The sequence below is a fragment of the Flagellimonas sp. S3867 genome (genome assembly GCF_014698935.1).
Lineage (GTDB): Bacteria > Bacteroidota > Bacteroidia > Flavobacteriales > Flavobacteriaceae > Flagellimonas.
Window position 1 is genome coordinate 736089 of record NZ_JACVMN010000002.1, and the last position, 24822, is coordinate 760910.

Sequence of the window (24822 nt, forward strand, 5' to 3'; positions counted from 1 at the left end):
TTATCTGATGACCGTTATGGTTCCTTGTTTTAGATTTTCACCACCCCTTGCAACGGTATAGTAGAAAACCATGCTTTGTTTATTAAATAATGTTGTTGATTCTGGCCAGTTATTCTCATAGTTGGATTGACTAAAAATTTCCTTGCCCCTCTCATCATATATCGTGACCAGAACGTCATTTTTTCGAGAATACGTATTAGGAAGAATCCACAAATCGTTTATACCATCGCCGTTTACAGTAATAACATTTGGAATAGCAAAGTTGTCCCTATATGTAACCGTAATAACTCTGTTTATTGTACAGTTACCGAAACTTGCTACTAATAGATATTGCCCTTCCAGCTGGAAATCGTATGAGTCAAGAGTACCCAAAAGTGTATTGTTTGCATCATACCACTGATACGATTCGGCACCACTTGCCGTAACAGTTTCGGTTTCACCTTCAATAATTATTAGCTCTTCAGGATGGTCCAATGCTAAAAGTGATTCATCAAATGCATTGATGGTCACCTCATTGGAAACAATAGGACAATCGTGTGTTTTTATAATTAGTTGATAAACGCCCGCTTCTGTGGCAGTAATGGTTTCAGAAGAAGTATCGATTACTGAGCCATCTTTGACCCACTCGAAAGTTTCGCCGGTCAAACCTTCTGAACTATTAAATACGATTGGGTCCGCGCCTTCACATAGAACAGTTCCGTTTGAGCTGATTATCAATGATATGTTGGTTACAAGGGAAACAGCCAAATCATTTGACGAAGAATCGAAGGTATTCAATGTTCCATCCAACCTATACGATCCGTTTTGTTGAAAATCTGATATTGTTATTGTTTTGGAAGTTTCACCACTTAAGGCATTGCCGTCACGCATCCATTGATATGAGAATGCAGATTCCAAATCTGAGGTAACATCGGTTTTGGCTCCGGAACCACCCACAGCGTTTATCACTGACAAGCTAAGTGTGGCATCTGTGTTTTGACAAGAAGCATAGGCACCAGCATATGCAACAACAAACTCAAATGAATCTGGCGAAACAATTGTGGTACTTTCAGAATCTATTGGAGCACCCGAGCACCCTCCCCCCGTTTCGGTAACCCTTGCATGATATACTCCTGTTTCGCTTATTTCTACGGTACTATTTGTTTCTCCAGCTATAGGCGCACCATCTTTATACCATTGGTAGGTTGGTGTCGTAGCCGTTGTTGAAATTGTCAAAGTTTTGGTCTGTGATGGTAGTAGAACAATATTTGCATCATTCTCCCTGGTTACCATGAAATCACCTAAATTTCTTACTGTTACTGCCGTAGAACGCTCTAAACAAGCTGAAGGACCTTCAATTTCTACCTCATAGCTGCCTTCAAACCCAGCAACACCAGTGTTCACGTTTAATGTATGGGCTTCTAGGGTTGGGCCAGAAACAACTACGCCATCTTTGTACCAAGTGTAGGTAAGTCCAACGCCACTAATATTAGCTACTAACGAGTGTGTGTCACCCACACAAAGCCCTATTTCTGAAGAGCCGTTAATGGCTATGCCTTGACTGGTTCCTGTTGTTATTTCGATAGTGTTGGAAAGTGTATTGGCAGATCCGGAACATACCGATCCATAATCCAACTCTACATAATACATTCCTGGTGTGGAAACAGTGATTCTTTCTGTTTTTTCTGATAAAAGCGTTCCACTTCTATACCAGTTATATCTATATGTGCCTGCGCTTGGGATGTTATGTGGAGAAAGTACTATGGAACCACCACCGCAAAGCTGAATTCTACCTCCTGTAGGAATGTTGCCACTAGCATCTTGACTTATCAACAAAGGTGAGTTGTAATCAACATAGTGCATGGGATATGCATCCGATGCAGGGCTCGTTTTCGATGGACTGGTACTTCGAACACGCATTTTGTAGCTTTCACCACGGACATCCGTTGGAACTGCAAATTGAAATTCGAAATCAAAAACGGTGTTTTTATCTGCTACACGGGTAAGTTCCCTCGGAGATCCAAAATTACCATTGGCGTCAGATAATTCAAGAATAAACTCGTTATCGGAATCCACCATAGGGGGGTTCCAAGTAAAGTTTACAAAGTATTCATTGAAACTATCAGAGGCACAGGCAGCCGTCCATGCGGAGTTACCTGCTAGATTGGGGTTGTCAGCAGCTTCAGGCTTGTTAAGCACTTGAGCTTCCGAATAGGTGACCGCAAGTAGAAAGATTGCGACAGCGGCCACAAGAATGCGATTATATGAATTAGTTTTCTCCATCAGCGTTAGTTTTAAGAGGTTATGGGCAATAATGCCCTTCCTGTTGTGCCCCTTAAAGTTGTTCAGTTCTTCCCGGCCGTTCCAATTGCCGACTTTTTCATATAATATTCTAATAACAAATATGATTTTATTTTCTCCGATTGGAAAGATATTGTTGTAGCCGACACCAAAACTGTTGTGAAATGGCCTTCTTTGTATACACTTTAACCATTCATCGACTATAAACACTGGTTTTTACTACCTTTGCGCTTCAAATTTTGGTTATGGGTGAAGAAGAGAGGTCATTAAATTTTATTGAGCATATTGTCGAGGATGATTTAACGAATGGATATGGGCAAAAGGACCTTCGTTTTCGATTCCCTCCGGAGCCGAACGGGTACCTCCACATTGGCCATGCGAGCTCCATTTGCCTGAATTTTGGTCTTGGGTTACGATATAATGCCCCTGTCAACCTCCGGTTTGATGACACCAATCCCGCAAAAGAGGAAAAAGAGTATGTCGATGCCATCAAAAGAGATGTGGAATGGTTGGGATATGAGTGGGATACGGAACGCTATGCATCAGATTATTTTCAACAGTTGTATGACTGGGCAATAGAACTTATTCGCCAAGGCAAGGCTTATGTAGATAGTCAAAGTTCTGAGGAAATGGCTGAGCAAAAGGGCACACCCACCGAACCCGGCAAGGAAAGTCCTTTCCGAAATCGCTCTGTTGAGGAAAACTTGGAGTTGTTTGAAGGAATGAAAAATGGTGATTTTGGTGAAGGTACGCATGTACTCCGAGCTAAAATTGACATGGCCTCATCCAATATGTTGATGCGTGACCCCATCATGTATCGAATCTTACACAGACCACACCATAGAACAAATACCGATTGGTGTATTTACCCTATGTACGATTGGACCCATGGCGAAAGTGATTATATTGAACAAGTGTCGCACTCCCTATGTACGTTAGAGTTTTTACCCCACCGTGAGCTTTATAATTGGTTTTTGGACCAATTGGTAGATTCTGATAGATTACGCCCAAAACAACGGGAATTCGCCCGAAGGAACCTTAGCCATACGGTTGTTAGCAAGCGAAAGTTACTTCAGTTGGTGAAGAGTGGCGTTGTTGATAGCTGGGACGATCCAAGAATGCCTACAATTTCAGGCTTAAGAAGAAGAGGATATACGCCAGAATCAATTCGAAACTTTGCCGATACCATTGGAATTGCCAAAAGGGAAAATATTGTTGATGTTTCATTGTTGGAGTTTCATGTACGGGAGCACCTGAACAAAATTACACCTCGGGTAATGGCAGTATTGAATCCGCTAAAACTGGTCATAACCAACTATGATGAAGGCAAAGAGGAATGGTTGGAAGCAGAGAACAATCCAGGGGATGAATCGGCCGGAAGTAGAAAAGTTCCATTTTCGCGCGAGCTGTATATTGAACAAGAAGATTTTCGTGAAGAAGCCAACCGCAAATTCTTCAGATTAAAATTGGGTGGCGAAGTTCGACTTAAAAATGGATATATCATCAAAGCTGAAAGCTGTACAAAAGATGGTGAAGGGAACATAGTTGAAGTACAGTGTACATATGACCCCAAAAGTAAAAGTGGAAGTGGAACAGAAGAAAGCCTGCGAAAAGTAAAAGGAACTCTGCATTGGGTATCCATTCCACATGCAATTTCTGCTGAAGTTCGATTGTACGATCGCCTTTTTACCGATGCTTCACCTGATACACATAAGGATAAAGATTTTATGGATTTTGTTAATCCAAATTCTTTAGAGAAGATAACTGGATATTTGGAACCGAGCTTAAAAGACGCTAAAGTTGGAGACAGATTCCAATTTCAGCGGTTGGGATATTTTAATGTTGATATTGATTCAACAGCCGAAAATTTGGTTTTCAACAGAACAGTCACTTTAAGGGATACCTGGGCAAAATTAGAGCAAAAATCCTAGCATAAGATTTATCTATTTATATCGCACAATACCATTTGGTTTGTTTATTGAAATAAGCTTGTATTAAGGCCGTTTCAGCAGCATTTTTCAATTATTGACCCATTGCCTTTTAAAAGGGAAGAAACAAGGACAGCGTTCCTTGAAAAAAGAAAACACACTTTTTGCGAACCAAATCCAAAAGGTAGACCTTATTGAATGCTAGAAAAGAAAAAGAGAGCAAAACAATGCTCTCTTTTTATACTTTTTTTGGAATGATAAATTTTACTCTTCTTTTTTAACGTTTGTCTTTTTCATGGATTCTCCGATCATATTACTAGCGGTAAATGATGCCACCATATTGTTCAGCATATCACTACCAGCTTGTGGTGAATTTGGAAGCAAGATCAAATTTGTATTGGTTTCCTCGCCAATAGATTGTAAAGTGTCATAATGTTGGGTAACAACTATAAGGGCAGATGCTTCTTGTGAATTGATCCCAACTTTGTTCAATACTTCAACAGACTCTTCAAGACCTCTTGCAATTTCACGACGTTGATCGGCAATACCCTGACCTTGCAACCTTTTACTTTCGGCTTCGGCTTTTGCTTTTTCAACAATTAAGATTCTAGCAGCATCACCTTCAAACTGTGCGGCGATTTTTTCACGCTCGGAGGCATTGATTCGATTCATAGCTTCTTTCACCTGTGCATCCGGATCAATATCGGTAACCAAAGTTTTGATTATATCATATCCATATTCCAACATGGCTTCTTGAAGTTCTGATTTTACAGCAATGGCGATATCATCTTTTTTCACGAACACATCATCCAATTTCATTTTGGGAACCTCAGCCCTTACCACATCAAAAACATAAGACGTGATTTGATCATGTGGGTATTCCAATTTGTAAAACGCTTCGTATACTTTGGTTTTTATCACAACGTATTGAACGGAAACTTTCAGTTTTACAAAAACATCATCCAAAGTTTTGGTTTCTACAATTACATCCAATTGCTGGATTTTCAATCCAACACGAGTTACGATTCTATCCACTAATGGGATTTTCATCTGCAAACCAGATTGACGAATGCTTTGAAAACGTCCAAAGCGCTCTACAATAACAGCGGTTTGTTGTTTTACTATAAAGAAGGACGATAGTAGGATGATAAGTCCAAAGAAAATTACCGGAATCAAAAGAAAATTACCCATAGCTGTGAAGATTTAAATTAAGAAAGGAAAATTACGAAACTCTGTAAGATATGAGTAGCCAATAATCAAGTTTTGTTACACATTCATCAATTGCCAATTGAATTTATTGCTGTAGAAATCCGATTTAGACATTCTTCTTTTCCTAGCAATTCTAAAATATCAAATAAATGTGGCCCTTTCATATCACCGACAATAATCAATCGAAGTGGCCCCATTACTTTTCCAAAGGAAAGTTCTTCTTCGGTAATCCAGTTTTTAACCTGAGTTTCAATATTCGAGGAACCGAAGTTGTCACAGACCTGTAAAATGTCAGCCGCCTTTTGCATGAGTTCAGGGGTGCCTTCTTTCCATTGCTTTTTCACCATTTTTTCATTGTAGGCGGATGGAGCTTCAAAAAAGTAATTACTCAATTCCCAGAAGTCGGAAACAAAGTTTGCTCGTTCCTTTATTAATGAAACAACTTTTTCAATATATTCCATGTTTTCCGAAGTCTCTACTGCGCTGGACTTGACAGTAATGATTGCAGCAAAAAGTTGTGCCAGTTCAGGATCACTTTTGGTCTGTAAATATTGATGGTTGTACCACTTCGTTTTTTCAGGATCAAATCGAGCTCCGGATTTGTTAACACGTTCCAAGCTGAAAGCTTCAATCAATTCATTCAAAGTAAATAGTTCTTGTTCAGTTCCAGGATTCCATCCTAGTAAAGCCAAAAAGTTGACCACAGCTTCTGGGAAATAACCAGCTTCGCGATAGCCTTGCGATTCGTTCCAGGATAATGGAAAAATGGGAAATCCGCCTTTTTCTCCATCGCGTTTGCTCAACTTTCCTTTTCCCACTGGCTTCATGATTAAGGGCAGGTGGGCAAATTGGGGGGCTTCCCAACCAAATGCATTATAAAGCAATTGATGCAATGCCAAAGAAGGTAACCATTCCTCCCCGCGGATCACATGTGTAATTTCCATTAAATGATCATCGACAATGTTGGCCAAATGATAGGTGGGCATACCATCACTCTTAAAAAGGATTTTATCATCAAGAATGTTGGTGTCTATTTTTATTTCGCCACGAATTAGATCGTGAAGTAGTAAGGTTTCATCTTGTGGCGATTTAAATCGAATCACAAATTCCTCGCCAGCATCCAATTTTTGTTGGACTTCTTTTGCGCTCAAAGAAAGCGAATTGGAAAGCTTAAGTCGATTATGCCAGTTGTAGATAAAGGTTTTACCCTTGCCCTCATAATCCTTTCTATGAAAATCTAATTGCTCTGAAGTATCAAAAGCATAATAGGCATGGCCTTTGGCAATCAGCTCCAGTGCATAATCTTTGTATAGATGCTTACGCTCACTTTGCCTGTAGGGTCCAACATTTCCTTCTTTTCCTGGTCCTTCGTCAAATGGAATTCCACACCAGTTTAAGGCTTCAACAATGTAATCTTCCGCACTTTCTACATATCTATTTTGATCGGTATCCTCAATACGGAGTACAAAATCTCCGTTATTTTTTTTAGCAAACAAATAGTTGAAAAGGGCGGTACGAACACCACCAATATGTAATGGCCCTGTTGGACTAGGGGCAAATCGAACCCGTACTTTTTGACTCATCGTGCTATTTTGAAACGCAAAGATACTATTTGACTGTGCAGTAAAAAACTAGAAATAGAGTGGGATTTAACAAAATGTTTTCAGGACTATTCCGAGCTATCGGGTATCTTGGTTGTAAAATGAACCAATTTGGAAGGTTACAATAACATTATAAGAAAGCTTAACGAGTTTACTAGAAGGTTCTACCTCAAACAATTGGTAAAGGGAACCCTATTGTTTTTATCGTTGGGGCTATTGTTTTTCTTGGCGGTAATGTCACTTGAGTATACCCTTTGGTTAAATCAAAATTGGAGATTGGTCTTGTTTTTAATCTTTGTTTTGGTAGAGCTGTCCTTGCTTTATAAGTTCATTTTGATTCCCATATTCTATCTTTTCAAAGTAAAAAAGGGACTGTCCTACAAAGAGGCTGCAAAATTGATTGGCAAGCATTTTCCGAACATAGACGACAAGCTGTACAATCTATTGGAACTTTCTGAGAATCAAGAAAGGTCCGAATTGTTGTTAGCCAGTATTGAACAGAAGAGTCAAAATCTCGACAATTTTACTTTTGCAAAGGCTGTTGATTTTAAAGAGAGTATGGGTTATGCCAAATATGCTATCGCTCCCATTTTAATAATCACCATAATATGGCTTTCTGGTGACATTGCATCTTTTTTTAGTTCCTACACTCGAGTGGTCAATTATGACATGGCCTACGAACAACCCGCACCTTTTACCTTTCGAGTGTTGAATGACAAATTGAATGTTTTGGATAATGAACCGTTGACTGTTCAGGTGGAAATTATTGGAGATGTAAAGCCAGAAAACGTTTTTTTGGTAATTGATGGGGAACAGTTGTTGCTTCAGAAAAGTGAAAACATATTCACATATACTTTTGAGGCCCCAGTTAGTGAGACCGATTTTTACCTTACGGCCAACGGTTGGGATTCTAAGGATTATACTATTAGAAGCTTTCGCACACCCTCCGTTGTCGATTTTAAGATGAACTTTGTTTACCCGAAATATCTTCGGCGAATTTCCGATATGATAACTGGCACGGGTAATGCAGTTGTTCCCGAAGGAACAAAAGTTATATGGGAGATAGAGGGTCAAAATGTTGATGAAATTAAAATGACATTGACCGACACCACAATTGCTTTCGTTAAAAATGAGAATAGCTTTATAAATAGCAACCATGTTTATAATAATTTCTCGTATGAGTTGAGCACTTCAAACACAAATGTTAAGGACTTTGAAAGATTGGGTTATCAATTGGAAGTGATCAAGGATGCATTCCCAGTTGTTGAGGTGGAGCAGATTTTGGATTCGATTAACCCGAATCAATCTTTTTTCACCGGACAGGCTTCGGATGATTATAGGGTGAATAAGATTCAAGTTGTTAGCTATCCGCTTGACGATAGGGAAGATGTTCAGAGAATTGTTTTGGAGTCACCAAAAACAAATGTTCACCAGTTTTATTATACGTTTCCTTCTGGATTTAAATTAGAGGATGGAAGAAATTATAAGTTATTTTTTGAAGTTATTGACAATGACGGACTTAGGAATGGTAAGATAACAAAAAGCAGGGTATTTGATGCAACTCTTTTGAATGTTAATCAATTGAAAAACAAGGAGTTAGAGTTTCAAAACAATGTTTTGAATAACCTCGACAAGTCCTTGGAGAAGTACAAGGAGCAACAAGAAACACTTTCCAAAATCAATGATAAACAAAAGGAAGAAAACAGTTTAAACTTTGATGATAAAAATGAGATTAAAGACTTTCTGCACAAGCAGGAAGAACAGGAGCAGCTCATGGAAAAGTTTAGTAGACAGCTAAAAGAAAGTCTAAACAATGAAGAGGGTTCCGAGGAAATGAAGAAAATGCTCCAAGAAAGATTGGAACGTCAAGAATTGGAAGCTAGAAAGAATGAGAAGCTATTGGAAGAATTAAACAAACTTTCCGAAAAAATCAACAAAGAAGAATTAAAGAAAAAGCTTGAAGAACTTGGGAAGAAACAGAGTTCTGGTGCCAGGAATTTGGAACAAATTTTGGAGCTTACAAAACGCTACTATGTTACCGAAAAAATGGCTCAACTTTCCAAAGCATTGGAAAAGCTTTCAGAGAAGCAAGAGGAGCTGTCTAACGATTCAATTGCTAAACAAGAAGAAAAGGAGCAGGAAGAACTAAATAAGGATTTTCAAAAACTGTCCGAAGAAATTGATGAATTAAAAAAAGATAATGATCGGCTCAAGAAACCTATGGACATAGAGGTTTCAGATAGGCAGCAACAATCTATAAAAAGTGATCAAGAAGATGCATTAAATGAGTTACAAAAGAAGTCTGATGCTCAAAACTCTGATAAGCAAAGTGGTAATGATGCTAAGAAAGCAGCAGCTCAAAAGCAAAAATCGGCCGCCCAGAAAATGAAAGAAATGAGTCAGTCCATGCAACAAAGTGCCATGGGCGGAGGAGGTTCATCTGACACGGAAGATGCTGAAATGTTACGGCAGATTTTGGATAATCTTGTCACTTTTTCTTTTAAACAAGAAAACTTGTTGGATAATGTGGAGAATGTTGATACTGATATTTCACAGTTTTCCAGAACGGTAAGGGACCAGAAAGAATTGAGACGCTTATTTGAACACGTTGACGATAGTTTGTTTGCGCTTTCTTTACGAAGGGTTGAGCTGTCGGAGTTTGTCAATGAGCAGATTACTGAGGTGTACTACAACATTGATAAATCCTTGGAAAGTATTGCGGACAATCAAGTATATCAGGGAGCTTCATATCAGCAATATGTGGTTAACGCAACAAATGCTTTGGCTGATTTCCTGGCCAACGTCCTGGACAATATGCAACAAAGCATGCAATCTGGTCAGGGTAGTGGTCAGGGTGGAGGTGACTTTCAACTTCCGGATATCATACAAGGACAAGAAGGAATCGGAAAGAAAATGAATAGTCCCGGACAGGGAAAGAATGGTAAACCTAACCAGACAGGAAAGGAGGGCGAAGGCAAGAATGGAGAGTCTGAAAATGGGAGCAAAGGCGGCGAGAAGGATGCAGAGAGTTCAAATAGCGAAGGCGATGGAAAACAAAATGGTCATGGAAAAAAAGAGGGGAGTCAAGAAGGTGGCGGCGATGGAGGAAGTAATGAAATGGGTTTGAGTGAAATTTATGAAATCTATAAGGAGCAACAATATTTAAGACAACAACTGGAAAAGCAACTGCAGGATATGATTGATAGTGCTGATAGAAACTTGGCCAAAAAGTTGATTAGACAAATGGAGAATTTTGAGAATGACTTATTGGAAAATGGCATTACCCAACGAACACAAAGCAAAGCAAATATTATTCAACATCAATTATTGAAACTTAAAAATGCTGCGTTAAAGCAAGGGAAGCAAAAAGAAAGAAAAAGCAACACCAACCTCGACAGCTTTACAAATCCAATTATTACCAAACCTGATGTACTTAGGAAACACAGTAATGACATTGAAATATTAAATAGACAAGTATTACCTTTGCGGCAAAATTACGATAAGAAGGTAAAGGTTTATTTTAAGAATGATTGAGTTCCATTTCAAATCGGAGTTTAGTTTAATGGATAAAACGAAATTTTCCGATTGGACAACTAGAGTTATTGTTTCAGAGGGTTTTGAAGTTGGACAAATAGACTACATATTTTGCTCGGATGATTATCTATTGAACATCAATCAGGAGTATTTAAAGCACGACACATTTACTGACATTATCACTTTTGACTACTCCGGTGGGAGTGTCATTTCGGGAGATGTTTTTATCTCAGTGGACAGGGTAAGCGAAAATGCAGTGACTTATAAAGTTGAGTTTAAAGAAGAACTTTTGCGCGTGATGTGCCATGGGGTTTTGCATCTAATGGGGTATGGAGATAAGCAGGAGGACGAGCAGAAAGTTATGCGCAAGAAAGAGGATGAAAAGATAAAATTGTTCCACGTGGAACCATAGTTATGTTTGAAAAGGAGTATGATGTAATAGTTGTTGGAGGTGGGCATGCTGGCGCGGAGGCAACAGCGGCTGCTGCCAATATGGGGTCAAAAACCCTACTGGTTACAATGAACCTGCAAACCATTGGACAAATGTCCTGTAATCCTGCAATGGGCGGAATTGCAAAAGGGCAAATTGTTCGTGAGATAGACGCTCTTGGCGGCTATAGTGGAATCATAACGGACAAGTCTGCCATTCAGTTTAAGATGCTGAACAAATCTAAGGGACCTGCTATGTGGAGCCCTAGGGCACAGAACGACAGAATGCGTTTTGCTGAGGAATGGCGTTTGGCTTTGGAAAATACACCAAATGCCGATTTCTATCAAGAGATGGTTTCAGGCTTATTGGTGGAAAGGGATAAGGTTGTTGGAGTTAGAACTTCGCTTGGAATTGATATTCGAGCCAAAGCTGTTGTTCTCACAAACGGCACTTTTTTAAACGGGCTTATCCATATTGGAGAAAAACAATTTGGCGGAGGAAGGGCAGGTGAGAAAGCAGCAACAGGAATCACAGAACAGTTGGTTGATTTTGGCTTTGATAGTGGTAGAATGAAAACAGGAACGCCTCCACGAGTGGACGGAAGATCATTGGATTATTCCAAGATGATTCCTCAACCAGGTGATGCTAATCCAGATAAGTTTTCATATTTGAAAACACCTGTTTTACAAACCCAACGAGATTGTCATATGACACACACAAGTGCGTTGGTTCATGATGTGTTGCGTGAGGGGTTTGACCGCTCTCCAATGTTCAATGGAAGAATTCAAAGTATTGGACCTCGTTATTGCCCCTCTATAGAGGATAAGATTAACCGCTTTTCGGAAAAGGATTCCCACCAGATTTTTGTTGAACCCGAAGGATGGCATACTGTGGAAGTGTATGTAAATGGATTTTCCACTTCCCTACCTGAAGATGTTCAATACAAAGCCTTGAAATCTGTTAAGGGTTTTGAGAGCGTAAAATTCTTTAGGCCCGGTTATGCAATTGAGTATGATTATTTCCCCCCAACACAATTAAAGCACACCCTGGAAACTAAGTTGATCAATAACTTGTATTTTGCTGGTCAAATTAATGGCACAACAGGGTATGAAGAAGCAGCTTCCCAAGGTTTGATGGCCGGCATCAATGCCCATTTAAAGATTAGTGAAAAGGAGTCATTCATTTTGAAGAGGGACGAAGCGTACATTGGAGTTCTTATTGATGATTTAATTACAAAAGGAACTGAAGAGCCTTATAGGATGTTTACTTCCAGAGCCGAGTATAGAACATTGCTTCGGCAAGACAATGCGGATTTAAGGTTGACCCCAAAAAGTTTTGACCTTGGTTTAGCCACGAAAGAGCGCATGAACCTGATGGAAGAGAAGCAAGAGAAATCAGATAAGTTTGTTGAGTTTTTTAGAAAAACGAGTTTTGTGCCGGATGAAATTAACCCAATATTGGAATCTGTTTCATCGTCTACTGTAAAACAGTCCGACAAACTCTTCAAGGTATTTTCCAGGCCGAAGGTGACCATGAACCATATGTTGAGTTTAGATTCAGTATCAAAATTTGTCAAGGAAAACGAATTTAATACTGAGGTTTTGGAGCAAGCTGAAATTCAGGTAAAATACGCTGGTTACATTGAAAAGGAAAAAAATAATGCAGATAAGCTGCATAGACTTGAAAATGTAAAGATTCCTGAAAACTTTGACTATTCTAAACTTAAATCCCTTTCCTATGAAGCAAGAGAAAAGTTGGAAGCAATAAAACCGGTTACTATTTCTCAAGCTTCTCGAATAAGCGGAGTGTCGCCATCTGACGTTAGTGTGTTGCTGGTTTTTTTAGGACGGTAGGTATTTTTTGTTCCACGTGGAACATTGGTTTTGTTTCTTTCCAGATTTTTGATTAGAGCTTTTGAAGTATCTTACGCCTTCAAAAAGGAATATTTGAATACTATCAACCATAATGAAGTTGTTTTTACAAACTAAAGACTTTTCGGTTTCAAAAGAAGACTTTCAATTGCTTTTGGATGCTGAGCTGGAAATGTTGGTCACTCATCCACAACCAACCGATATAGCTTCTTACTACGATAGTGAAGCTTACATTTCGCATACAGATTCCAAGGCCTCACTTACGGATAGGTTGTACCATTGGGTTAAACGGTACAACATCAACAAAAAAATTCAACTTGTTGAAAATCAAATAGTTAATTCAAAAAAGCTATTAGATTTTGGAGCTGGAACAGGAGATTTTTTGATTGAATCACAAGCTAAAGGATTTAAAGTCAGTGGAATAGAACCCAATACAAGGGCTAGGGCCAATGCAGCAAATAAGGGAATACAATTATTTAAGGACACCAAGGAAATACAAAATGAAACATTCGATGTAATTACCTTGTGGCATGTACTTGAACATCTGCCTAATCTAGATAGTCATGTGAAACAGTTGAATAGTTTGCTCGATTCAGAAGGGGCTTTGGTCATTGCAGTACCCAACTATAGATCATATGACGCAAAACATTATGGTAAATATTGGGCGGCATATGATGTGCCCCGTCATCTATGGCACTTTTCGAAAACATCAATTATTCGACTTTTTGAAAAACAAAACTTGGAAGTGGTAGCCATTAAGCCGATGATTTTTGATGCATTTTATGTTTCAATTCTTTCCGAAAAATATAAAGGCAACAAACTGTATTTGATCAATGCACTCTTAATTGGGCTTTGGTCGAACTTCAAAGCGTATTTTTCAAAAGAGTATTCCTCTCTTATCTATGTTATTAAAAAGAAGAAATAGGCTTTTTTAAGCGTTTTTGGAGTACTTTTTCAATTGTTTCATGGAATTACCTTCTTCAAAAAAGAAAACGGTTACAAGCTAGTTCTCTGCAACCCAACAAAATAAACAGAATTTATTATTTTTTACTTAACCAATAAGTATTTTCTATTGGGTGGAAAAAGAGCTTTTGCGATTCCTAAAAAGATAATAACAGTCATTAAAAAAGCTTTTCTATTTTTGCGCATCTTTAAACTTGAGAAATGAAAAAAGGCATAGTATTATTTATAGTTGCTTTGACAGCAGTGGCGTGTCAACAAAACAAGATTGGGTATGTAGACAACGTAAAGTTGATGGATGGCTACCAGGAAAAAATCGATATTGAGGCCAAGTTCAAAACCAAAGTGGAAGCTTTGGCCAAAAAAAGGGATAGTATTTCCCAAGCATTCCAACTTGAGCTTCAGGCATTTCAAACAAAAGCCCAAAAAATGTCGCAGAAAAATGCGCAAGAAGAATATGGCTTGTTGCAACAAAGAGGACAATTTGTTGGTCAACAACTGCAACAAGAAGAGCAGCAATTGCAAAATAACAGCCAAACCGAAATGGACTCTTTGGTGAGCAAAGTAAAAGGTGAAATAAAAACCTATGGAGAAGCAAATGGCTACACCTATATTTTAGGCGGAGGCGCTGGTGGAGCGGTATTATATGGAAAGGATGCACAAAACCTTACCGATGCGGTCCTTAAAATCTTAAACGATAAATACAAAAAATAGACTGTATATTGTTGCAAGATTAAAAAAGGCCCATTCTTTAGAATGGGCCTTTTTTAATTATTAGATTCTTTTAAAGAATTTCAACCTCTTCAGGAACTATGAAGTACAGAACACAACCGGTTTTTGATATGACACCATGTTTAAAGTTTGGAGGTGTGTACAGATAGTCGCCTTGTTTAAGTGTGGCCCCTTCAATGATACAACTGCCCTCCAAAACAAGCAATTCCTCTCCAGCGGGATGATTATGGTAGGGGTAGCTGGCTCCTTTTTCAAATTTAAGCAAGAAGCTTGTAGGTCTTCCATCAGGATCAAATCGTAGTGGTTTTATAGATATGCCAGCAGTATTAATGCCTGATTCTTGCAAGGGTTTCCAATCTATGGAATCTGTTTTCATGATATAATCCTGGATTTTTGTTTTCATGATATTACTTTTTGTTAGAGATAAATAGATGAAACAAAAATGAGACGACTGCCAAAATTTTGGAATAGAGAATTCTACGGAATCCATGTAAATTTTAAGCGTTAAGTTGCTTTACAAAAGCTTTGGGAGAAATACCCGTATGCCTTTTAAAAAAATTTGAAAAGTAGAAGGGGTCATTAAAACCAAGACAATGAGAAATTTCCTTTACGGATAAATTTTCGTAGAAAAACAACCTCTTAGCTTCAGAAACTATCAACCCGTGAATGATTTGTCGGGCGGTTTTGCCGGCATGTTGTTTAGAAAGCTGGTTCAATTTCCGTTCTGTGGTGATCAGCATGTCAGTATAAAATTTTAAAGGAAGATCATGCTTAAAATCAGCTCTGACTAATTCAAGGAATTTTAGAAAAAGGGCAGAGGGCTTCCAAACCTCTCCACCATTTATAATTTTAGAACGGTTTATTTCGATCAACAACAATTTGACCCTAGAATGAACGGATTGTTGATATTGATATGGTTTTTCTTCCAGTTCCTTTTCAATAGCATCCATATGCGCGCTAACATTTTTGTGGTTGATGATGTTAATGACTTCATTTCTATCGAAATGGCAGAAAAGCCCATTTTGAAATATTAGTTCAATATCCACATCGTCCTTGCAGAAAAAATCTAAGGTGAATTGAATCACGGCCCCCCTTGCATAGGAAGAATTTTTGAATTTATGGAATTGTCCAGAAGTGATTGTGGTGAGCGAATTGGCCCCAATTTCAAAATTGATACGATCTATTTCCATTTCCATTTTTCCCGTGGAACACCATACCACCAAATATTTTCTAATTCTTCGATGGTCTTTGGGCAGTAGTTCGGAATTAAATCGTATGAGTTCAACCATGGTTTTCTCCTCTTCCAAAAGTAATAATAGTTTTAAATTGGTAGAGGTATGAAGGCTGCCCTGTTTTTAAAAACAGTATTATTTGAAATCTCTATTTCATGGCCCTTCCTCGAATCTGAGGAATAATGGGAATAAATGGGGAATAGGAATTATATTCTTCCAATACCAAAGAACTAAAACCAGCAGATTCCAAAAGTGATTTTGTGTCTCGATTGGTATTGCACCCTTCAAAAAACCAATGCCATGGTTTATGGGTTGCATTTTGAATCAGTTCCAAAAGTGTATTTTTCCTGGCTTTTACATGCTCAACAAATACAAAAACACCAGAAGGTTTTAATATGCGCTTTATCTGAGCAATACATTTGGCAGGGTCGGAGACAGAGCACATAACTAGAGTGCATGCCACAAAATCAACCGAATTATCTGGCAAATCTATAGATTCACCTACGATGGTTTTTATTTCAAGGGTTATCCCATATTTCTTGGCACTTTTTTTTAAGTTTTTGTGCATATGGATATTAGGTTCTATGGCAATCAATTTTGTTCCTTTTGCTAGATATCGCATGTTTGCACCTGCTCCAGGGCCAATTTCTACCACTTTTTCTGGGTGATTCTTGAAAAGCTCTCTTTTTGATTTGCCAAAAAGGTAATCCATATACCCGGAAAGCATTTTGAACATCCATGAATTAATAGGCCCTAGAATAGTATTGTTTTTAAAGTCGTTGCTCATCATACTTTGTTATTTGTGTTAAAACTGTTTGGACATTTGTGGTCTAGTTTATTCTCTTTTTTTCCTCGTCGGCACTTGTTCGACCGCGTTTTGATTTCTTTTTATTTGCTCCAAAACCTTTGGTATAGGTTAAAGCCATAATTCTAGATTCAGGGAAGTATGTTTCCAATGTGTTGATATTTGGATTTGAATGGAGGGTTTTTATTTTCCAATTATCGGAAGCAAATACATTGCTAAAAGACAGATTTAGGGTGCCAGAATTTTTTTTCAATTTGTGTTGAATCCCAAGGTTAAATGCTCCTCTAGCTCCAAAAGTGCTTATTCCAAATAATGAAGAAGACTGGTAGTACCCGCTAAGTTCTAACCGTGTATTTGGATTTATCGAAAACTGTTGGGAAGAAGTTAGTTTGTACATGCCTTTGTTTCTTTTAAATTCAGAATCAAGGAACAGCGTTTCCAAAGTCTCATATTGGTAATTGAAAAGGGTTTCACTTTGCCACCAAGGAGCAACACTAAACGGAACATTGAAGGAAAGGCTAAGGATGTTTCTTTTGTCAATATTTTCTGCTTTGAAAATGTATTGCTCCCCATTTTCTGAAAGTCTAGGTTGAAATTCAATTATGGCACCTTCCTCAATGATGAATTCCAAGGTTATATACTTTCCAACCCAGCCCCATTCCACACCAATTTTATGAATTAGGGAAGGTTGCAAATTGGCATTTCCAGAATAGAGCGCATCTGGGCCCAAGAACAAGATAAATGGGGCTAAATTATTGAAGCTAGGACGATTGATGCGTTTGCTGTAATTTAATCTTAGATTATGTCTGTCAGTAATCTGTTGGGCAATGCTGAGGTTTGGAAATAAATTGCCATACTTTCTACGGATGAAACTTTCATTTTCTTCCTCAGTTAATTCATTGCTAGTATGTTCAAAGCGAAATCCAGTGGCCAATCTTGTTTTATCACCCAATTGAAATTGAAATGAAGAGTAGAGGGCATTTACCCTTTCTTCCATTTGGGTTACACTTGAAAGCCCATTATCTGAACTTACCTCTACAGTGTTTTTAAACTTTGATTTACTTTTTTTGGCGCCAAATTCGATGTCAACATTTTTGGAAAGGGCCCAGGAATAATCCAAACTAAAAATATTGAAAGTGATAGGGGTCTTTTTTTTGATTTCAGTAAAACCAGACGCAATTTTATAAGAACTTGGGTTGTTGTCATGGTAATACAAATGATCATAATCGAAGATTAGCTTATGATCATCTCCTAAGGATTGTTGTATACGAAAGTTACCTCCTATGTGATTCCAGTGATTAATTTCATTTGTTTCAATGTCCAATGACTCCAATTCATCTGCACCGTTGCTATTGATTACTTTGTCAAAAGCGATCATATCCCACTTTGAGCTATAACCGCTCAGAGCTACTCCCACATCAGTATTTTTTAATATACCATAATCCAATCCCAATGAGTAGTTATGTGAAATAGTTGTCGGTTTGCGAAGACTGGTGGTGTATACTTTTTTACGGACTGCCAAGTTGTTGAATTCGCTTTGCAAGCCCCATTCCTCAGGAGAGCGGTTTCTATTAAATGAATAACTTCCAGACCAGTCAATTTTGCCTTTTTGGGAGTGGAAATTGGCTGACACGCCTGTTTTTTCTCCTTTACCATAACCGCCCATAAAGGAGAAAGTCCCTCCCGTACCAACAGTGTTTTTGGATTTGGTCATAATGTTTATCATACCACCAGAACCATTGGCCTCATATTTAGCGGGCGGATTATTGAAAACCTCCAAATGTTTAATTTCCGAAGCTGGCATACTTTTCAAAAGACTCAGTAAAGCAGGTCCGTCTACCCGACTGAGTTTTCCGTTGACCATAATGGCTACTTGGCCCCTTCCATTCAAAGAAAGGGTATTGCTCTGCTGACTAACAGACACTCCGGCGGTATTGGTCAAAAGCTCAAGTGTGGATCTCCCGGAGCTGGTTATTTGTTGTTCTACATTAATGATCAAACTATTGGTTCTTCTTTCGTACAGTTTTTTTCTGCCTACCAATTCCACCCCGTCAAGAACAATGGATTCAGTTTGTAATTGCAAAACACCAAAATCCAAACGGTCTCCTTTGTAGATGAATTGCTGGTCAAAATCTTGATACCCGATAGCAGCAATTTTTAGATGGTAGGAGCCGGCCGTCAGGTTATCGATAACAAAACTTCCCAATGAATCTGTAATGGTTCCAACAACAAATGTGTCAGCTTGTAAAATCATTATATGTACCAAGGGAACCGGGTTGTTCAGACTATCTTTGACCTGCCCTTTGATAGTATTGTTTTGTGCAATTGCCAATAACGGACAACAACATAGGAATACTACCCATGCTTTTTTTCTCATGATTAAAATTGATGGATTAATAGTGTCGCTTATGGCGGTGGTGATAAAAAAGTGCCCATGTACTTTGAATAGTAATGGGCACCTAACCAACACTACTTAGTAACTAAAAATTAGAATTACTACACTAGGCTCTAATAAGATTGTAAGTTGATAATGAAATTGCAATTGAAGGAAACGATACCTTGTTCAAAATTTGAAAGACTTACTTCGCCATCCAGAGCAACCGTGCCTTCTTGGCCTTCAAATTCAAAAGCGGCGGCGATGATATTGTTCTCTGTTGGGAAAAATTCGGTTTTAAAGTTCAAGGCTTCAGCTGGAGGTTTCAACGTTTGAGTGACTTGATTTTCAGCCTGAATGGTTCCACGGCCATTAATATTAATTGTGGTTATCACTCTAGAAACAATAATACCAGCACTGTCGGTAACATTATCTACTACGCAGTCTTGTAATGTTCCAATTACGTTTCCTGTTTCTGGATCTATAAGATCCATTAAAAAACAATTGGGCTCCAAGGTTTCTCCTGTCTTGGGGTGTACTATGGTCTTGGATTGCGCTACCGCAGTTCCTCGGCCGATAACTTTTATCTGAGTTTGCTTAGGTTCTGGAGAATCTTTATTATAATCGTCGTTGCTACAGGCAAGAATTAAAAATGAACAGCATGCTAAAAAAATATACTTGACAACCTTCATGACATTGAAATTTTGTTTTGATGAAATCTGTATTAATATTATTTATTTACCCAAGTAGGATGGGTTGTTATATTGAAGCTCATAAAAAAAATGAACAATTGTTTCTGGAATATTGATGTGCTTTTCTATACTACCACCAATTTGTGGCCATTTTTCAGCGTTTGGATTGGGAAAGTGATAACCACCTTTAACAAGTTTCAAAAGTGAAACCCTTTGGTTCTTTTCCGAAGAAGAATAATCATATCGGATTGCATGGGAATTGGATTTTTCAATGGAAGAAATTGTAGGTTTTGGCATCCTTCCATTATGCTCAAGAAGTTTTGTCCAGTGGTTCAATGTTTCATTTGTGGGTTTCACTTTTTCCATTGTAATCCCATCCAATAAGGCAAGCGTTCCATTGTTATTTGGGCTTATGGTGTCCGCCACATCGTTTATCATCATAATGGAAACCGGCTTGCTTATTGGGGTATAGTTATTCTTTGAGTTTGCTGAAAAAGTTGCTCCAATTACCGCAAGTCCTTTAAAAACATCTGGAGTTTCCCCTGCTAATTTGTAGCACATATTTCCACCATTGAAATAGCCAACAGCAAAGACATTTTTACGGTCAATATGGTATCTTCTTTCCATTCTTTGAACAATGGATTTAACAAAACCCACATCATCTACACCCTTATTTTTTGCTTCAATTGATGTCACTTTTCGACAATCGCTCCAGACGTTTTTATATCCTTGAGGGTAGACAACAATGCTGCCGGCTGTTTTATCTGCCAGCCTATTAAACTCAAAACCAGTAATCTCTTGAATGGCCTTTGTGTTCATATTGTCGTCGTGGAAAACAAAAATCAATCTGGAATTATTAGAAGGGAATTGAGGAACATGAAATTCAAAAACCCTCCAAATACCATCAATCATAACGGAATCCTGAATCGCATTTTTTTCATGGTCCCGTTGTGCGCTTATGGTTGACATGCACAACACTATAGAAAGTACTGGATTGATAAGTTTTTTTATACGTTTCATGACGCTATTGTTTTTATTGATGGGAAATTTGCAGTTCTTGTTTTGTCTTCAGTGTATTTGGATATGGTTTGAGGTTTTCTCTTTTGGATATTGCCCCAACCGAACCATATTATTTTCAAATTTTTCATGAACTTTTCTTTGAGGTTACATCCTTAAACCGAAGCATTTCAAATACCCGATTGGATGCTCCCAGGTAATATCCCGTTTCATGCTCGTAGTTTTTTGGATTTTTAAAAGTGCCAAACAACATATCTATGACGGGTAAATCGGTATAATTGTATTTGTGGATTCCCCTAGCGTGGTGAAGGTTATGACTCTCAGGACGTTGAATTATGAAACCAATCCAGTGTGGAGTATTAATGTTTGAATGTTGAAAAACACCAAAGAAAGTGAGCGATAAAACAATTATAGTAATCGCCTGCGGAGCCAATCCCATAATAAGCGCGAAGCTGACAGACCCCACAAGGGAAAGTCCTATCATATCATTAATGCTGAGCATAAAGGCACTGGGCACATCCAATCGTTCAGCGCTATGATGTATTTGATGCGAAACCCTGAACAAGAAATCTGATTTGTGCATGCTAATGTGCCAGCCGTATTGAACCAGTTCGAAAAGGAATATCCCCAGAACAACCTGAACAAACACATTTAACGAGCTCAAGTCGATCAGTTGGTAGGATGCAAAAAAACCATCCCATAACAAAGGGAAATATGTGGTAAGAAGCATGTAGGCCAAAAAGAAAATCAAGCCTCTTAACTTCCAAAACTTAACCTTAGGGAGTTGCCGAGCCGGAAACATAAACTCCCATAGGAACAGTCCGCCAAAAATGGCATAAACAATGAGCGAAATAGGATCTAGTAGTATTTCTAGCGGGGTTGGTAATTGTGAGAATATTTCTTCCATGATCTTTAGTTTAAAAATTCGACCACAAATGTATATGTGGTAAAAGGCTTAAACTAAAAAATGGACTTGACCTATGTTAGGAATTCAATTTCTTCCTAATTCTACTGAGACTTTCAGGGTGTATGCCCAAGTATTTTGCGACTTTATTAACAGGGATAAAGGAAATATAATCGGAATGTGTTCGGAACATTTCGGCATATCTTTCCTCAGCAGTCTTTGTTAAAAGGTCCTTTTCCCTATTAGATTTTCTTATATAACCATGTTGGGTTGAAATTCTCCCAAATTTGTTCGCCTCAAGAGAAAACTCATAGGCAGGGAAAAGATCTTCACGCTTTAAGACTTCGATTTCACAATCCATCAAAGTTGTTATTTGAACATCGGTTGGAAGTTGATCTAAAAAAGAAGTGTACCCACAGAACAATTCGGTCTCAAAAAAAAAGTCTATGATCTTCTCTGTCATATAACTTTTAATGGTCATCTCAACAATGCCCTTGTTCATAAAGTACAGAGAATCTTCAACTTGCCCATACGCGGTTAAACAAGTTCCTTTTTCGACCGTTATAGATTCCAAGGGAAAAGGTAAATCGTCATAGGTAAACGAAGTATTTAAAACAGTGTTGTAAAAATCAATAAATAGCATTTTATCCTGTCCTTGAAAACAGCAATTAAATTACTGCTTTTTTTTGTTGTGGATTGTTGATTGACAAAAAAACACCTTACTCTTAAGAGTAAGGTGCACATCCAACAAACAAAAGCAATGGAAGGTTATTTTTGACCTTTCCAGTTTTGATCTGCTTTGGCAATCATTTCCTTTTCATTGCTGTTCCAAGGTACAATGGTATTAAAGGGCTTGCCTTCATAATAATCGTTAAAAAACAGGTATAGTTTGCCGTCCCTCAGTTTAAAGGTATTGGGGTCAGCTGGTACTTTTGCACCTTTCATGGCCATGGCAAAAGCACAATACCCGCCATATACGGGTTGAAACATTTTTGGATTGGACTTAAAAGCCGAGGCGTTCTCGGCAGAACTGAAATAATATGTTGCCCCATCTTTTTTAACGGCATTCGCGTTGTTGCCCCTGACAGCTTGGTGCTGTTTAAAATAAGCCACAACATCATAACCATTTAAGGCCACATCCTCGGCATTTGTTGCCACCTTATTTTGAGAATAGGATGAACCGACCACGAAAACAAATATTGCGATTGATAAAATTGATCTTGAGATTTTCATTATAAATTATTTTAGGTTTACAATGTAAAATTCAATCAAATAAAAGGTTGAAATGAAGCTAAAAATCCTTTTTTATTGACCATTAGTACAAAATTTCTAATATTAAGTTGATAAGAATGTAACTTTGTACTATGAAAGATGTTATTGCAGACATACTCGAAACTGTTAGATTCAAATCAGCGGTATATTTTAAACATGGCTTTTGTGGTAATTGGGGAATGAATGTAGAAGCTGGGAATTTTGCCCAATTTCATTTCGTGTCCGGAGGCAATTGTACTTTGAAAGTAAACAAAGAACACCATACATTGTCCAGGGGTGACTTGGTCATATTTCCTAATGGAACCCACCATCAAATTAAGTCAGATAAAAAAGCAGTTTGCTATCCGGGCAAAGAGGTAGTAACAGGCATTTTGAATGACAACAGTCCCTTTATCGAAGGAGAGGCAAACACTAATTTGGTTTGTGGGCATTATGAACTGGATCGGGATGTAAGCCATTTTCTTTTGGAGGATTTACCCGAATGTATCGTTATCAAAAGTGAGGAATATGGTCGGTTTGATATGATCAACGCTATTCTTGACTTGATGATAGTAGAGTTGTCTGAAAAAAAGTTGGGTCACGAGGTTGTGACACTTCGGTTTGCCGAAATTCTCTTTATTTCAATCCTGAGACATTATTACCTCAAGAAGGCAACGTCCTCGATGAATTTGTTCAAGGACCAAGCAATTTACAGAGCGATAAACTATATCCATAACAACATTCAAGAAGCATTGACCATTGAAAAATTATGCCTCCATTCAGGAATTTCCCGTACACTTTTTATCGAAAGGTTTAAGAATTCAGTCGGCAACACTCCTTTAGGATATATCAAATCATGGCGTATGACAAAAGCAAAACAATTACTCAAATATTCCGATTTTACACTTAACGACATAGGCGAGCAAGTTGGTTATGGCTCCACGTCGGCATTTAATAGAGTTTTTAAACAGACGTTCAACATCTCACCTAAAAAGTTCAAGAACTCGGTTGCTGCAGAGCAACCTAACACAATGGTTGATTTCTAAAAATCAGACCAAAAGTGAACCTTCCTTTAATAGTATAACCCTTTTTGAAGAATGGACGTAATGGCTTTTTTTTCATGCGCCAGTAAAATGGCATATTCATCTTCATCCAATTTGCAGGGAACACCAATAAACATCATAGTATACCCCTTCAGTACTTCATTGAAAATCATTTTCACCCTCTCCAAATGGTAGCCTGAAGTAATTATGGTAAGCGAAAGATTATCTTCGAGTTTGGATAATATGTTTTTGGCTTTAACGGCATCATCAACCGTGTTTTTTGACAAAGCAAATTCTAAAAAAGCACTTTCTGGCAACCCTTTTTGTGTTAAATATGCTTTAGCGTAATGGGCATGTGAATGTTCAGTTGTATTAAAATGAGGGCCCCATCCACCGGTACAAAGCACCAAACTTTCCTTTTTAAACAAATCGAGGCAGCAATCAAGTCGGCTTGTAGAGATTGAACTCAGTTCTCCGGAAGTAGTGTTTGGCGAACCCAAAACAATCAATACCTCTTTCATAGTTTTAGTCTGGCAATGTTTTTTAGGTTGTCACTGTAGTAGATAAATAAGGAAAATGGTCGGAATAAAATAAACCACAATGGTTTTTGCACCTTCGTAATCCTTGGCGACCCGTTGCCCCAAAAGCAAGAACAACAATGTAATTGCAGAAAGTAATGCGCCACAAAAGGCCATATCGCTTTCTCCAGAAGCAATAAATTGAAAAGCGCTAACTGCACATAAAATTCCCGAAACCATTTCTAGCAACAATACAATTCCCAATAACACGGGAACGGCGCCGTTGAAGATGCTTTTGGAAAAATGACCTTTGAGCCAGGTCACATTTCCTTTCCAATCCATGATTTTATCAATACCACTTTGCAACAAAGTTATGGTCAAAAAAAGGAGTAGGAGGATTTGGGTTGCATTTGAGAAGATGTGTTCCATTGTTAATTGATT

21 protein-coding genes are annotated in these 24822 nt (G+C 38.2%); 7 read left to right on the plus strand and 14 right to left on the minus strand.

Features of this window, described 5'->3' with window-relative positions; all coding sequences use genetic code 11:
• On the minus strand, positions 1–2262 hold the full coding sequence (locus IAG46_RS10970) for a gliding motility-associated C-terminal domain-containing protein (protein WP_190810397.1): 2262 nt from the start codon (positions 2260–2262) through the stop codon (positions 1–3).
• Between the two features lie 263 nt (positions 2263–2525).
• Between IAG46_RS10970 and IAG46_RS10975 the strand changes: the two genes are divergently transcribed.
• Entirely contained in the window at positions 2526–4211 is a 1686-nt protein-coding gene (locus IAG46_RS10975) for a glutamine--tRNA ligase/YqeY domain fusion protein (protein ID WP_190810398.1), read from the plus strand.
• Between the two features lie 261 nt (positions 4212–4472).
• Here IAG46_RS10975 and IAG46_RS10980 read toward each other — a convergent pair whose 3' ends face one another.
• Together IAG46_RS10980 and gltX are read right to left on the minus strand one after the other, a co-directional pair.
• Positions 4473–5399 (minus strand): SPFH domain-containing protein, encoded by a 927-nt coding sequence (locus IAG46_RS10980; protein WP_190810399.1) that lies wholly within the window; start codon positions 5397–5399, stop codon positions 4473–4475.
• Positions 5400–5485: 86 nt separating this feature from the next.
• Entirely contained in the window at positions 5486–7000 is a 1515-nt protein-coding gene (gene gltX, locus IAG46_RS10985; protein ID WP_190810400.1) for a glutamate--tRNA ligase, read from the minus strand.
• Positions 7001–7129: 129 nt separating this feature from the next.
• Here gltX and IAG46_RS10990 point away from each other — a divergent pair, with 129 nt between their 5' ends.
• The 5 genes from IAG46_RS10990 to IAG46_RS11010 all read left to right on the plus strand — a co-directional run bounded on the left by IAG46_RS10990 (position 7130) and on the right by IAG46_RS11010 (position 14527).
• Positions 7130–10552, plus strand: coding sequence for a hypothetical protein (locus tag IAG46_RS10990; RefSeq protein ID WP_190810401.1), 3423 nt, complete (start codon positions 7130–7132; stop codon positions 10550–10552).
• Positions 10545–10964, plus strand: a complete 420-nt coding sequence (gene ybeY, locus IAG46_RS10995) for an rRNA maturation RNase YbeY (RefSeq protein WP_190810402.1) — start codon at positions 10545–10547, stop codon at positions 10962–10964. The genes IAG46_RS10990 and ybeY overlap by 8 nt, the downstream gene beginning before the upstream one ends.
• Before the next feature lie 2 nt (positions 10965–10966).
• Positions 10967–12835 carry a tRNA uridine-5-carboxymethylaminomethyl(34) synthesis enzyme MnmG gene (gene mnmG, locus IAG46_RS11000; protein WP_190810403.1) on the plus strand — a complete coding sequence of 623 codons (1869 nt, stop codon included), beginning with the start codon at positions 10967–10969 and terminating at the stop codon, positions 12833–12835.
• A 112-nt stretch (positions 12836–12947) separates the two neighbouring features.
• Complete coding sequence (locus IAG46_RS11005; RefSeq protein ID WP_190810404.1) at positions 12948–13778, plus strand: class I SAM-dependent methyltransferase; 831 nt, start codon at positions 12948–12950, stop codon at positions 13776–13778.
• Positions 13779–14017: 239 nt separating this feature from the next.
• On the plus strand, positions 14018–14527 hold the full coding sequence (locus tag IAG46_RS11010) for an OmpH family outer membrane protein (RefSeq protein ID WP_190810405.1): 510 nt from the start codon (positions 14018–14020) through the stop codon (positions 14525–14527).
• Between the two features lie 70 nt (positions 14528–14597).
• Here IAG46_RS11010 and IAG46_RS11015 read toward each other — a convergent pair whose 3' ends face one another.
• The 9 genes from IAG46_RS11015 to IAG46_RS11055 form a co-directional block, all read right to left on the minus strand.
• Entirely contained in the window at positions 14598–14948 is a 351-nt protein-coding gene (locus IAG46_RS11015; RefSeq protein ID WP_190810406.1) for a cupin domain-containing protein, read from the minus strand.
• 94 nt (positions 14949–15042) lie between these two features.
• The gene (locus tag IAG46_RS11020) at positions 15043–15852 is read right to left on the minus strand and encodes an AraC family transcriptional regulator (protein ID WP_223826655.1); all 810 of its coding nucleotides are present in this window, start codon (positions 15850–15852) and stop codon (positions 15043–15045) included.
• A gap of 73 nt (positions 15853–15925) precedes the next feature.
• On the minus strand, positions 15926–16567 hold the full coding sequence (locus IAG46_RS11025) for a class I SAM-dependent methyltransferase (protein ID WP_190810407.1): 642 nt from the start codon (positions 16565–16567) through the stop codon (positions 15926–15928).
• A 40-nt stretch (positions 16568–16607) separates the two neighbouring features.
• Complete coding sequence (locus tag IAG46_RS11030; protein WP_190810408.1) at positions 16608–18959, minus strand: TonB-dependent receptor; 2352 nt, start codon at positions 18957–18959, stop codon at positions 16608–16610.
• A 131-nt stretch (positions 18960–19090) separates the two neighbouring features.
• Positions 19091–19648: a hypothetical protein gene (locus tag IAG46_RS11035; protein WP_190810409.1), complete on the minus strand. Its 558-nt coding sequence runs from the start codon at positions 19646–19648 to the stop codon at positions 19091–19093.
• Between the two features lie 42 nt (positions 19649–19690).
• Positions 19691–20668 carry a PHB depolymerase family esterase gene (locus IAG46_RS11040; protein WP_190810410.1) on the minus strand — a complete coding sequence of 326 codons (978 nt, stop codon included), beginning with the start codon at positions 20666–20668 and terminating at the stop codon, positions 19691–19693.
• Positions 20669–20792: 124 nt separating this feature from the next.
• Positions 20793–21572: a sterol desaturase family protein gene (locus IAG46_RS11045; protein ID WP_190810411.1), complete on the minus strand. Its 780-nt coding sequence runs from the start codon at positions 21570–21572 to the stop codon at positions 20793–20795.
• 76 nt (positions 21573–21648) lie between these two features.
• Positions 21649–22212, minus strand: coding sequence for a Crp/Fnr family transcriptional regulator (locus tag IAG46_RS11050; RefSeq protein WP_190810412.1), 564 nt, complete (start codon positions 22210–22212; stop codon positions 21649–21651).
• A gap of 125 nt (positions 22213–22337) precedes the next feature.
• Positions 22338–22802 (minus strand): YHS domain-containing (seleno)protein, encoded by a 465-nt coding sequence (locus tag IAG46_RS11055; protein ID WP_190810413.1) that lies wholly within the window; start codon positions 22800–22802, stop codon positions 22338–22340.
• Positions 22803–22933: 131 nt separating this feature from the next.
• Here IAG46_RS11055 and IAG46_RS11060 point away from each other — a divergent pair, with 131 nt between their 5' ends.
• Positions 22934–23866, plus strand: coding sequence for an AraC family transcriptional regulator (locus IAG46_RS11060; protein ID WP_190810414.1), 933 nt, complete (start codon positions 22934–22936; stop codon positions 23864–23866).
• Positions 23867–23892: 26 nt separating this feature from the next.
• Here IAG46_RS11060 and IAG46_RS11065 read toward each other — a convergent pair whose 3' ends face one another.
• The gene (locus tag IAG46_RS11065; protein WP_190810415.1) at positions 23893–24384 is read right to left on the minus strand and encodes a YdcF family protein; all 492 of its coding nucleotides are present in this window, start codon (positions 24382–24384) and stop codon (positions 23893–23895) included.
• A 30-nt stretch (positions 24385–24414) separates the two neighbouring features.
• On the minus strand, positions 24415–24810 hold the full coding sequence (locus IAG46_RS11070) for a DoxX family protein (RefSeq protein ID WP_190810416.1): 396 nt from the start codon (positions 24808–24810) through the stop codon (positions 24415–24417).
• Between the last annotated feature and the right edge of the window lie 12 nt (positions 24811–24822).